Origin of the sequence: Occallatibacter gabretensis (genome assembly GCF_001449115.1) — a bacterium.
Taxonomy (GTDB): Bacteria; Acidobacteriota; Terriglobia; order Terriglobales; family Acidobacteriaceae; genus Telmatobacter; species Telmatobacter gabretensis.
In genome coordinates, this window is sequence record NZ_LAIJ01000010.1 from 237,788 (window position 1) to 248,837 (window position 11,050).

Sequence of the window (11,050 nt, forward strand, 5' to 3'; positions counted from 1 at the left end):
GGTTCAGATCTGCTGATTCGGCACTTAGTTAGGGCGTTCCAGGGCAGTCTCTTAACTCACATTCTTATCAAGTCAGCTGCGAGTCACGAGCTGAGTTATCACCTCACGAAGCGGCGTAGCGCCATCCACATGCTCTGCTCCTGGTACGCCAAAGTGAATCCAGCCGGAGTTGAATCCATCGACCATCTCAACCCGAGGCGCTGTTCGCCCCTGCGGCATCCCCTGCGAAACCCATAGCGTCTCCCATTCCTCCCTCGGAACGGCGATCGCCTCAACGGGGTGTCCAACGGCATCTGCGAAAGCATCTGCTATGTCGAGGGGACTATAGCCCTCTGGGCCCGCAACTTCGATATGGCGGATTCCGGTCCAGCTCTGGGTGAGCGTTTCTGCACCTGCCTTGCCGATGTCCGCCGTGGCAACCAGAGGAAACTTCCGGTCAAGAGGATGGAGCTGAAACAGGATCTTGCCTTCATTCCGCGCGCTCGCTACGTCGCCGGCCGAGTTCTCAAAGAACCAGGCGGCGCGCAGGAAGGCATGAGAGAACGGAAGATCGCTGAATGTCTCTTCGAGAAGATGCGAGCTTGTGATCAAACCCAATCCGCTGGCCTGTTCCGCTCCTATGGATGACAGGTAGACCGCCTTCGACGGCAGAGCTCTTGAGAGTGCATCATGCAGAACCTTCAAAGCTGCCCTGGTCTCAGCGAAGTCCGGTGACGGCGCGAAGTTTGGAGGGACCATGACGAAGGCGCCAGCGACACCGGTGAACGCTGCCGTGAGCGCGTCTACGTCGTCGTAGTCGGCTTTGAAAAGCTCCACACCTTGCTTTTGCCACTCTCCCGCTTTCTCGGGATTCCTTACGATTCCTCGAACCTTCTCGCCATTTGCAAGAAGCGTGCGGGCAACGGCACCGCCTACATTTCCTGTGATTCCCATGACTGCGTACATGTTGATGCCTCCTGGTTTGTATTTTGGTTATGGGTGACATCCGCCAACCGAAGCGGCGTCTATCACCAAGAGATTCGTATCAAGCTTGCTAATCGGGCAGAGCAATGCCGCTTAGGCGCTCGCAAATCGCGAGGAGCCGATCTTGCCTGGCAACGTCGTGGGCAGCTGGAAGAGCGCTCTTCTTCCTCAGGTGATAAAAATACTCTCCGGTGACGAATGCCTCAGGTTGATCGCTTGCGGCAAGCCAAACCTGGGTGCGATGTGCCTCATTCAGATCATCCGTTGCATTAGCGCCACCCATCTTCGTCGGGACCCAGCCTGGCTCCAGTGCATTCGAGAGAACAGCCGGCCAACGCCGTGCGATACCGAAGGCGAGGAGGACGTCATGCAGCTTCGTGTCGGAGTAGGCTTGTTCTCCGTCCCATGCGCGGGCCTTCCATGTCAGGTCCTCAAGGGTGGGATCGCCGTTCTGGTGAAGCATGGAGCTGAGATAGACCAGTCGCTTCGGCTTCGCGATCAGGGCCGTCAGAATGTAGGGAGCCATGGTGTTGACCGCGAAGACTTGCGAGAGACCATCTTCCGTCTCGATTCGCTTTGGCTCCTTGTAGCCGACGGCAGCATTGTGGATGACGGCGTCGAACGCGCCGAGCGCATTGACCTGTTCTGCGACCTGTCTGGTCTGGGTAATTGTGCCGAGATCGCCGATAACGACTGCCTCCGCCTCCGGGACGTTCTTCTTTGTCTCATCGGCGCGGGTCTGGCTTCGGGCGTGCAGGACGACCCTGTGACCCTGCTCAATCAGCAGCTCAGCTGCCATCCTGCCGAGACCATCAGCAGATCCAGTGATGAATATGCGTGCCATGCTCCTTGCCTTTCCCTCTCAGTGCTTCCAAGTATCTGACTCACGGGGATTGATTCGGAACTAATATTCGCGGCATTTCACTTATAACCGATTAGCATAAATGCATGAGCTTCGATGACCGTCTTCTGAATGGTGTGAGCGCCCTTGCAGCCGTGGTGAGATCGGGAGGCTTCGCGGCTGCGGCGAGATCCTTGAACGTCTCCCAGCCGGGTATCAGCCGTGCGGTAGCTCGGCTCGAGGCGCAGGTTGGAATCCGGTTGCTGGAGCGCACGACGCGTTCTGTCTCTCTCACGGACGAAGGCCGGCGATTTTACGAGACCATTGGCCCGATTGTGTTGGCGCTCGAAGACGCGACCGCCGCTCTGACCGAAGGTAAAGTGACCGTCAGAGGGAGGCTCCGTGTGAACATGGACCCTTACTTCTCACAGCTCATTCTCGGACCGCAACTCAGTGGATTTCTCAAAGCATATCCGGAGCTTAAGGTAGACCTGATCACGCGGGAGGGCCTCGGAGATCTGATCTCAGATGGATACGATCTGGCAATTCGCTTCGGCGAGCCGCCCCCATCCACTCTTGTTGCCCGTAGATTGCTGGACACGAGAGTTCTTACAGTAGCCTCGCCTGGCTACCTGAAGAAACACGGCCACCCTGCCGATCCACAACAACTGGAGGCGGAACGACATCGGATGATCGATTTTCGAGACCCGGAGACAGGCCGCCCCTTCGAGTGGGCATTCCGTAAGGGTCGAAGGGAGATCAAGGTTGAGACGCAAGGTCAGCTCACGTTGAGTGATGTTGCAACGATGCACGCGGTGTGCCTGGCAGGATATGGGATTGCCCAAGTTCTTGAACTTGGCGTTGACGCCCATCTATCGAGTGGTCGATTGGTGGCCCTCTTTTCAGATTGGGAGGAGGAGCGCTTTCCGCTATATGCCTACTATCCGTCGCGCCAATACCTTGCACCGAAGACGCGTGCATTTCTTGAATTTCTATCTGCGACGGTGCAGGCGTCGCCTTCGCGCAAAACAATTCCGGGCTGAATCGGGTAGTGGGTCAGTTTGAGGGGGGGACTAAGGCCCATTCTTTTTCGACGTCGATCCGGCACAGCTAAAGCCGTGCCCTGACACACAAAAATTCAAATTGACCCACTACCCTGAATCGAAGCCAGACTCCCAATCTGCTGGTGATTGCCGCTGCGTCGTCTTCTTCATGGAATACAGTCTCTCTCCCGGAAGATCTGCTTATCCCATTTATCGGCAGAATCCGGCGGCGGTCGTTTGCGTCGAACATACCTTGACCTTCTACACGTTGTCATGTATATGTAGAAGCCAAAGGTATGAAGAAGACTGAAGACAAGTTCGACCTCCCGCAGGGCACGCTCGATCTCCTCATCATGAGGGTGGTTGCGCTGGGCCCGATTCATGGCTACGCCATTGCGCAGCGAATTCAGCAGATGTCGCGCGAGGCGCTGCAGGTACAGCAGGGCTCGCTGTATCCGGCGCTCCACCGACTGGAGTACAAGAAGCTTCTGAGCTCTAAGTGGAAGCCTTCTGACACGGGCCGCGAAGCCAAGTTCTATGAGTTGACGGTCAGGGGTCGCGCGCAACTGAAGACCGAGACCGAAAACTGGACGCGGCTCACCGATGTGGTGGGCCTTGTGCTGAAGGGAACCGTGGAGGGGATCGGATGAGCTGGCTAGGGAGATTTTTTGCGCACGAACGACTGGAGACGGAACTGGATAAGGAAGTGCGTTTCCACTTTGAATCGCAGGTTGCCGATAAGGTTCGTGTCGGCGTTTCCGAGAATGAGGCGCGCCGTCTCACGCGCCTCGAGTTTGGCGGCATGGAGCAGGTGAAGGAAGACTGCCGGGAGAAGCGCGGAACCATGTGGCTGGAAACGATTGGGCGTGACGTGCGCTACGCGCTGCGCAGGCTGCGCGGGGCTCCCGTGTTTTCCTGCATGGTTGTGCTGACGCTTGCGCTTGGCCTTGGCGCGAATACGGCTATTTTCACGCTGGTGCATGCAATTCTGCTGCGTTCCTTGCCGGTTACAGACCCGTCGCGGCTTTACCGCATTGGCGACCAGATGCATTGCTGCTATTTTGGCTCGTTTGAGAGTAATGACGGTGATTTTGATCTTTTTTCTTACGATCTTTTTCGCCAGTTTCAGCAAGCGTCGCCGGAGTTTGAGCAATTAGCTGCGGTGCAGGCTGGTGGCGGAAGTTACACCGTGCGATGGGGTGATTCTCCCGCGAAGTCCCTGCGCACGGAATATGTTTCCGGCAATTACTTCACGACGTTCGGGGTGAATACCTTTGCCGGGCGTCCGCTCTCGCCGGGCGACGACACCAAGGGAGCGGCTCCCGTGGTTGTACTGAGCTATTCCGCGTGGCAACGAGAGTTTGATGGTAATCCAAATGTGATCGGCGCAACTCTGCACCTGGATCAACATGCCTTTGTAGTGGTGGGCGTTGCGCCGCCCGGATTCTATGGCGATCGCGTTGCGCCGTTCCCACCTGACATGTGGATGCCGCTGGCGAGCGAGCCGGTGATGGAAGGGGCCAATTCATCCTTACTGCAACCCGATACTGCATGGCTTTATGCCATAGGCCGAATGCGGCCGGACGTGAATTTGGGCGTGCTGCAGACGAAGCTTTCTGGTGTGCTTCGGCAATGGATGGGCACGCTTTCGACGTTCACTGCTCGTGGGGGAGCGGCAGAGATTCCCAGGCAACATGTGGTGCTATCGCCGGCGGGCGGTGGAATCCAGAAGGTTCAACAGCAGACGGGGACCGGACTTCGCATACTTCTGTTTTTGTCGAGCGTGGTGCTGCTGATTGCGTGCGCCAATATTGCGAATCTTCTGCTGGCTCGGAGTATGGCTCAGCGGGCTGAAATTGCGGTGCGAATCGGGTTAGGCGCGACGCGCGGACGAATCATTCAGCAGATTCTTATGGAGAGTCTGATCCTGAGCGTGATTGGTGGAGTTGTGGGCCTGGGTGTTGCTTACTTCGGATCGCGAGCGATTCTGGCGTTGGCATTTCCGCTCTCGCGCAATATGCCGGTTTCAGCCGATCCGTCATGGGTCGTACTGGCATTTGCCTTTGGGACGTCAATTCTTACCGGGCTGTTATTTGCGGGCGTACCGGCATGGGTGTCATCGGGTACGCAGCCCGCAGACGCCGCGCGCGGCATGAACCGATCGACGCGGGATCATGCTTCTATTCCACAACGGTTACTGCTGGTCTTTCAGGTTGCGTTGTCGATGGTTCTGATCGTGTGCGCCTTTCTTGCGACTCGATCGCTCTACAACCTGGAGCATCAGCGGACAGGGATTGAGACGGCGAATCGATATACGGTGCAGATCGATCTGAATGGGCCTGGTTACACCAGTGATCGGCTGAATGGAATTTATCGCGAGATCGAGGACCACTTTTCGGCGCTGCCGGGAATGACCGCTGTGAGTTTTGCGCGTTATCTTCCGCTTGAGAACAACATATGGGGATCGTGCGTCCTTCTGCAGGGACATCCGGCCCCCGGCCCGAAGGACGATTGCTTTTCCAACTGGAATCGAGTGAGCACGAATTTTCTCCAGTCGATTGGGGTGCCCGTTCTTCGCGGGCGAGGATTTTCACAGGACGATGAAACCAGTGCGGTACCGGTTGTGATCGTGAACCAGGCCTTTGTGAAACATTTCTTTGCCGGCAAGGATGCGTTGGGACAGCGATTCGGCGTCAATGATCTTGAATTTTCCAGCGCATTCCAGATTGTAGGGGTCTTTGCCGATTTCAAGTTGGAGGATGCGCACGGTGATGTTCGGCCGCTCTTTTTGCGTCCACGTGGCCAGCAGTATATGGGCTATAACGCCCCGGATCAGCAGGCCGCTGAGGTGAGCTCTCTGTACCTGACCCGGATGGTTTTACAGTTCGACCGCCCGCAGCAGGATGTGGAACAACTGGTCCGGTCCACAATTGCGAAGGTCGATCCGAATATCCCGGTGGTTCGCGTGTTGAGCTATCCGGCGATGGTTGCAAACAACTTTAACCAGGACAGGCTGCTGGCCCGGCTTACGGAGGCGTTTGGGATCCTGGCTTTGCTTCTGGCTTCCGTGGGCCTTTATGGAGTGATTTCGTATTCCGCAGTGCGGCGCACGAGCGAGATTGGTATTCGCATGGCATTGGGAGCTTCGCGCTCGATGATCGTCTCCCTGATGCTGCGCAGCGCGTTTGTGCAGTTTTTTGCGGGACTGGTGATTGGAGTTCCGGCTGCGTTATTTGCTTCGCGCATGATGCAGCATCTGCTGTATGAAATCAGCAGCGACGATCCCTGGGCATTTGTTGGCTCGGTTGCGGTGCTTGGGGTTTGCGCGGCTGTGGCGGCGCTGATTCCGGCTATGCGTGCTGCCTCGGTGGACCCGATACGGGCGTTACGAACGGAGTGATGGAATTCTGTTGCGAGCGGGTCAGGGGTTCTTGATGTTTTTGCGGAGTTGTTGAATGACGGCGTGGACGGCGGTGGGCCACGGGGTGTCGGGCTGGCCGAAGTAACTTTCTGACCAGATGAGCTGACTGGGGTCAGGCGAAGATGACTTGTAGTAGATGTTGATGGTGGCTAGCTTGCGGTCAGAGGGACCGAAGTAGACGCCGTTGGGATCCGGGCGGACGAGAATGAAGGTGAGGTCCGCGGAGTCGGGCTGCACGATCTTGCCGAGTGAGGCTGCGAGCTGCTGGAGCTGCTTCGATGAGCCTCCGTCAAGGCGAGGGACCTGGATTGATATTGTTTTGGCGGTTCGAAGGAGTTGTTCAAAGCTGTGGCGGTCGCAGTCGTAGGTATTTCCGTGCTCTGTGCAGGGATGGACTTCGACTTGAGTCTGGGCTGCTGAGTATTGCTGCGTTATGCCGTACAAAACTACAGTCAACGTGAAGACGAAGATCCTTTTCATGGTTGCGGCCCCCGGACTGGCGTGATTTTACTTACGGCGTCAATCCATATCAAAAGACGTGCTTCGCTGTCCAAAGGCCGCGATGAGGTCAAAAGGGGTTAAGGCTGATGCCGGAACGCTACCGAATCAGGTCTTATCGGATCAGGTCTTACCGAATCAGGTCTTCGAGGGCTGTGCTTAGGTCTGTTTTCTCGTCGCGGTATTTGACGATGACCGGGGCATAGAGGCTGAGGCCCCACTCCGCGCCTTTGCCGCGGGTGACGGCGCGGGAGCCTGGGACGACGACGGCGTTGGGCGGGATGATGAGCGGAAGTTCTTCCGTGGCGCGGATCACGGTGTCGTTGACGAGGTCGAAGACGGGAGTGCCGCGGGTGAGGATGGTGCCTGCGGCGAGGACGGCTCCGGTACGGACGATGGCGCCTTCATAGACGCCGCAGTTGCCGCCCACGAGCACGTTGTCTTCAATGATGACGGGGCTGGCGTTGATGGGTTCGAGCACGCCGCCGATCTGCGCTGCCGCGCTGAGATGGACATTTTTGCCGATCTGGGCGCAGGAGCCGACGAGAGCGTGGGAGTCGACGAGAGAGGCTTCATCGACGTAAGCGCCGGCATTGATATACATGGGCGGAATGCAGATGACTCCTTCCGCAAGGTAGGCTCCGGCGCGGATGGACGAGCCGCCGAGGACGATGCGGACCTTGTCCGCTTCTGTGAAATTGCGGAGCGGATAGGTGTCCTTATCGACGAAGGACATGACGCCTGCCGATGAACCGATCATTTTGCCAATGCGAAAGCCGAGGAGAATGCCTTGTTTGACCCAGACGTTGACGCGCCAGCCTGTGGGCGATGTCGGATCAGGGGAGGCGGCGCGGATTCCACCGCGTTCGAGAGCGGAGCGGAAGCGGGAGAAAGCATCGCGGGCGGAGGGATCGTTTGCGGCGGAAGCGCCGGCGGCAAAGTGGCGCTGGATCTCTTCTTCTAAGATTTCTGGGGTCGTCATACCGGCTTCAGTTTATCAACCTGGATCAAGCGGTGGTGGGACCAGGAGGGAGGCTGAGATGCGGGACGTGGGAAGAGGTTAACCCATCCTTCCCGGTAAAGACACGAGAAGGATGGAGCGCACAGAGGATGTGCGGATGGAGAGAGACTTACGCGGCCACGGTGGCGCGAAGCTTCGGGCGCGCCGTCATTTCAGCAGTGGCGGGCTGGAGCTTGTAAGCGTTCTCACCGGTGGGAATCATGGCCAGACGAACTGCGGCCCGGTGACGGCTTTCGTGCATGGTTTTGGAATCCAGCCAGGCACCGAGCCGGGGATCGTTGATCTCCGGCTGGCCCTGCCAGAAGTCAGGGTTTAGTTTGCACTCAATCTTGAGATGACCCAGATTGAATTCGATGGCCGAGAGATTGCGGGGAAAGTAGAGGCGGACATTTTCAGCGCCTACGTACAATCTGCAACGGCCGAGACCTTTACTTTGAGCTTCGACGATCATGGCAAAACCTGCCTTCAACGATTCTTGGGGGTTCATGAGCTATCGGCAGAAACTTGTGGGCCTGTAGTAGGAATCTTCAAATGCCGTGATTTGAAACACCGGAAGTCCGGTATTTGAGAGCCTCTATAGGCGACTTGTTATTCATGCGTGCCGTTCTAAATAGATGCGGGCTGACGAAGTGAGGTTGCCGCATTTGGGGTGCAAATTCATTCTTGCTTGCAAGCGAGCGTCGATGGCCTTGTCTATTGGATTAGACGCGGGAGAAGACGGCAAGGTTCGCGTTGCGGTGTGGAGGATGTGGAGTTTTAACGCGCGGGAAGCAAGAGATATTCCTAATAGGGCAGGGGGGTGGGCTGCTTGATGAGGATACCTTCAAGCGAGGTTTCGGCAAGGATGCGGGCGATGGTTTGAGAGGCCGTGCCGTTGCCGTAGGGGTTTTCCATGCCGCGCAGGGCAGCGCGGAAGTCCGGAGAGAGCGCGCGGCGGAGGGCGTCGAGGATGAGGGCGGCGTCGGCTGGGGTGTCGATGGTGTTTCGAGCGCGCTCGCGGCCCTGCTGGCGCATGCCGACGTTGACGACGGGCAGGGCGAAGGATGCGGCCTCCATGATGCCGCTGGAGGAGTTGCCGATCATGGCGTCGACCTGGCCGAGCAGGCTCCAGTAGGTGATGGGGTCGAGATTGACGAAGAGGTGAGTACCAGGACGGGTTTGGGCGAGGGCGCGGGTGCGTTCCATGAGGGCGAGGCTGCCGGCGTCGGAGTTGGGGTAGACGAAGATGAGCTGGCCCTGGTGCGCGGCGAGTGCGGCGAAGAAGGCGTCGGCTTCGGTGTTGGTGTCGGCGAGGATGGTGACGGGGTGCCAGGCGGCGAGGATGGTTGGAGGGGTGAGGGAGATGCCGAGTTTGGCTTCGAGGGCGGAGCGATCGAGGAGTTTGGAGCGGCGGAGGTGATCGAGCGATGGGGCTCCGGCGTGATGGACGCGCCAAGGTTCTTCGCCCATGGCGATGACGCGCCGGCGGGCGGTTTCCGTAGATGTGAAGTGGATGTGGGAGAGCTTGGTGAGGGCGTTGCGGACAGCGTCGTCAATGGCTCCCTGGGAGATTTCTCCGCCTTCAATATGGGCGATGGGGATACGAAGGGCGAGCGCGGTGGAGGCGGGCGCGAGCATCTCGTAGCGGTCGGCGATGAGGAGGAGGATGTCAGGGCGCCAAGCGGTGAATGCGTCGGCGAGGCCGAGGATGGCGAGGCCGATGGTTTTGGCCATTCCTGTGTCCGTGTCAGAGCTGAGGAGGCATTCGATGCGGGACTGGATGGGAAAGCCGTCGCGCTCGATTTCGCGGATGGTGTTGCCGAAGGCGGGGGAGAGATGCGCTCCGAGGGTAAAGAGGCCGAGTTCGACATCGGGGCGGGCGGCTAGCTCGCGGAGGGGCCAGTAGAGATGGCTGTAGTCGGCGCGGGAGGTGGTGACTACGCCGATGCGGCGAGGACGGGGATTCATCTTCGGCAGTATAGCGTTACGGTTGCGAGGGAGGGGCATCGTTGGGGCAGGCGATTGGCTGGTACCACTGGAGGCGGAGTGTGCCGGGATGAAGCCTGAAGCAGATGGGATCGCCGGGGGCGTATGAATCAAAGTCAGGGCCCGAAACTTGCATATCGTAGATGTCGGTAATTGGGCCCCATGGGGAAATCAGCAGGTGATAGGTGTCGGATTTTCCATGGCTGACGTACTTGTTGTAGACGGCGGTCTGAAATGGTGTGCCGGCGGAGTCATCGAAGACGACATTCGCAACAAAGGTGAGTCCATAACTGAAACTAAGCGCGCAGAGTAGGAGCGGGAAAGCCAGCCTGGAGCGGGAAAGGCTTTTGCGGACAGTGACGAAGTACACGATGAGATAGACAGCAGCAATGAGAGTGGCGACGAGAAAAGAACCTTCGATAAAGACAAATTTCGCGCCTTGTACGAACAGGTTGATGCACAGTCCTGCTGAAGAGACGAACAAGGGCACTGCGAGTTCTATTCGGGGATCGCTGTCTCTTCTGAACGCGGTGAAGAGAAGAGGAGAGCGCTGGGCGAAAAAGAATGCGGCGGCCGGCCCTGCTATGAGGATGACGGCTCCGAGGCCTCTGTAAGGGGGATGGCTGAGATTCAGAGTGAGGGCGGCGATTGCCAGGATGGCTGAGAGAGCGATGTTCCAGAGCTGAGCGATTGAAAGAGCTGCGAGCCTTTGTTCTGGTGTTGCGCCTAGTTCTGCTTCATTTGCAATGGCTTCGATCATGGAATCGCGGTCGGTCAAGTCAAGGTCGGCGAGTTGGCCGAACCATCCCTCGGAGTAATCGTCTGATTCGAAGGATTCACGGATGGCGATGTTACTGCGTCCGTTCTTGAGCTGCAACTCCATATACGAACTTCTGCGCGTGGAGACGGTTCTAAAGCCTTCGATTTCGCTGAGGTCGACGGATCTCTCGAGGAATGGACCGCGTACGGTGAGGCGTGTGGCTTCAAGTATGAAGCGGGAACGGACGGCATAAGCGATGAGGTATGGTCCATAGCCAATGAAAAATGCCGAGAGCATTGTGACGAGAAAGTTTGCGGAAGATTCTGAGGTATTCCATGTGAGGAAGACGCCGAGGCAGGGAAGGGCGACTCCGGCTACAAGGGAAAATCCTTTATCTCTGCTTGTGAGTCGATACTCGTGACGCGACGCGTCGACCTGGAAGGGCATCTTTGCTGGATTCTCCGGGAACATGTCTTTGTATCACATGGGCGGTGACTGGCTATTGGATCGAGGTGCAGTGAGGTGTTGCTCGCATACA

General features: G+C 57.8%; 10 protein-coding genes. 3 read left to right on the top strand and 7 right to left on the bottom strand.

Annotation, left to right across the window (positions count from 1 at the left end):
* Positions 1-72 precede the first annotated feature (72 nt).
* Both VO84_RS17340 and VO84_RS17345 read right to left on the bottom strand, forming a co-directional pair.
* Positions 73-945 carry an NmrA family NAD(P)-binding protein gene (locus tag VO84_RS17340; protein ID WP_058189006.1) on the bottom strand — a complete coding sequence of 291 codons (873 nt, stop codon included), beginning with the start codon at positions 943-945 and terminating at the stop codon, positions 73-75.
* Between the two features lie 88 nt (positions 946-1,033).
* Positions 1,034-1,807 (bottom strand): SDR family NAD(P)-dependent oxidoreductase, encoded by a 774-nt coding sequence (locus VO84_RS17345; protein ID WP_058189007.1) that lies wholly within the window; start codon positions 1,805-1,807, stop codon positions 1,034-1,036.
* Positions 1,808-1,911: 104 nt separating this feature from the next.
* Between VO84_RS17345 and VO84_RS17350 the strand changes: the two genes are divergently transcribed.
* The 3 genes from VO84_RS17350 to VO84_RS17360 all read left to right on the top strand — a co-directional run bounded on the left by VO84_RS17350 (position 1,912) and on the right by VO84_RS17360 (position 6,247).
* The gene (locus VO84_RS17350) at positions 1,912-2,847 is read left to right on the top strand and encodes a LysR family transcriptional regulator (RefSeq protein ID WP_058189008.1); all 936 of its coding nucleotides are present in this window, start codon (positions 1,912-1,914) and stop codon (positions 2,845-2,847) included.
* 296 nt (positions 2,848-3,143) lie between these two features.
* Complete coding sequence (locus VO84_RS17355; protein ID WP_058189009.1) at positions 3,144-3,497, top strand: PadR family transcriptional regulator; 354 nt, start codon at positions 3,144-3,146, stop codon at positions 3,495-3,497.
* Positions 3,494-6,247, top strand: a complete 2,754-nt coding sequence (locus VO84_RS17360) for an ABC transporter permease (protein WP_082662117.1) — start codon at positions 3,494-3,496, stop codon at positions 6,245-6,247. Before VO84_RS17355 ends, VO84_RS17360 begins: the two co-directional genes overlap by 4 nt.
* Before the next feature lie 21 nt (positions 6,248-6,268).
* On the opposite strand, the gene VO84_RS17365 is transcribed toward VO84_RS17360, so the two are convergent.
* The 5 genes from VO84_RS17365 to VO84_RS17385 form a co-directional block, all read right to left on the bottom strand.
* On the bottom strand, positions 6,269-6,748 hold the full coding sequence (locus tag VO84_RS17365) for a hypothetical protein (protein ID WP_157439975.1): 480 nt from the start codon (positions 6,746-6,748) through the stop codon (positions 6,269-6,271).
* Between the two features lie 148 nt (positions 6,749-6,896).
* The gene (locus VO84_RS17370; protein ID WP_058189011.1) at positions 6,897-7,748 is read right to left on the bottom strand and encodes a 2,3,4,5-tetrahydropyridine-2,6-dicarboxylate N-succinyltransferase; all 852 of its coding nucleotides are present in this window, start codon (positions 7,746-7,748) and stop codon (positions 6,897-6,899) included.
* 148 nt (positions 7,749-7,896) lie between these two features.
* Entirely contained in the window at positions 7,897-8,274 is a 378-nt protein-coding gene (locus tag VO84_RS17375) for a hypothetical protein (protein WP_157439976.1), read from the bottom strand.
* A gap of 296 nt (positions 8,275-8,570) precedes the next feature.
* Positions 8,571-9,734 carry a UDP-N-acetylglucosamine 2-epimerase gene (gene neuC, locus VO84_RS17380; RefSeq protein WP_058189013.1) on the bottom strand — a complete coding sequence of 388 codons (1,164 nt, stop codon included), beginning with the start codon at positions 9,732-9,734 and terminating at the stop codon, positions 8,571-8,573.
* A gap of 16 nt (positions 9,735-9,750) precedes the next feature.
* Entirely contained in the window at positions 9,751-10,959 is a 1,209-nt protein-coding gene (locus VO84_RS17385; RefSeq protein ID WP_058189014.1) for a hypothetical protein, read from the bottom strand.
* Positions 10,960-11,050 lie beyond the last annotated feature (91 nt).

Excerpts from the sequence above, each read along its gene's own strand:
- VO84_RS17340 (WP_058189006.1), bottom strand. The coding sequence starts at position 945 with ATGTACGCAGTCATGGGAATCACAGGAAATGTAGGCGGTGCCGTTGCC.
- VO84_RS17345 (WP_058189007.1), bottom strand. The coding sequence starts at position 1,807 with ATGGCACGCATATTCATCACTGGATCTGCTGATGGTCTCGGCAGGATG.
- VO84_RS17350 (WP_058189008.1), top strand. The coding sequence starts at position 1,912 with ATGAGCTTCGATGACCGTCTTCTGAATGGTGTGAGCGCCCTTGCAGCC.
- VO84_RS17355 (WP_058189009.1), top strand. The coding sequence starts at position 3,144 with ATGAAGAAGACTGAAGACAAGTTCGACCTCCCGCAGGGCACGCTCGAT.
- VO84_RS17360 (WP_082662117.1), top strand. The coding sequence starts at position 3,494 with ATGAGCTGGCTAGGGAGATTTTTTGCGCACGAACGACTGGAGACGGAA.
- VO84_RS17365 (WP_157439975.1), bottom strand. The coding sequence starts at position 6,748 with ATGAAAAGGATCTTCGTCTTCACGTTGACTGTAGTTTTGTACGGCATA.
- VO84_RS17370 (WP_058189011.1), bottom strand. The coding sequence starts at position 7,748 with ATGACGACCCCAGAAATCTTAGAAGAAGAGATCCAGCGCCACTTTGCC.
- VO84_RS17375 (WP_157439976.1), bottom strand. The coding sequence starts at position 8,274 with ATGAACCCCCAAGAATCGTTGAAGGCAGGTTTTGCCATGATCGTCGAA.
- neuC (WP_058189013.1), bottom strand. The coding sequence starts at position 9,734 with ATGAATCCCCGTCCTCGCCGCATCGGCGTAGTCACCACCTCCCGCGCC.
- VO84_RS17385 (WP_058189014.1), bottom strand. The coding sequence starts at position 10,959 with ATGCCCTTCCAGGTCGACGCGTCGCGTCACGAGTATCGACTCACAAGC.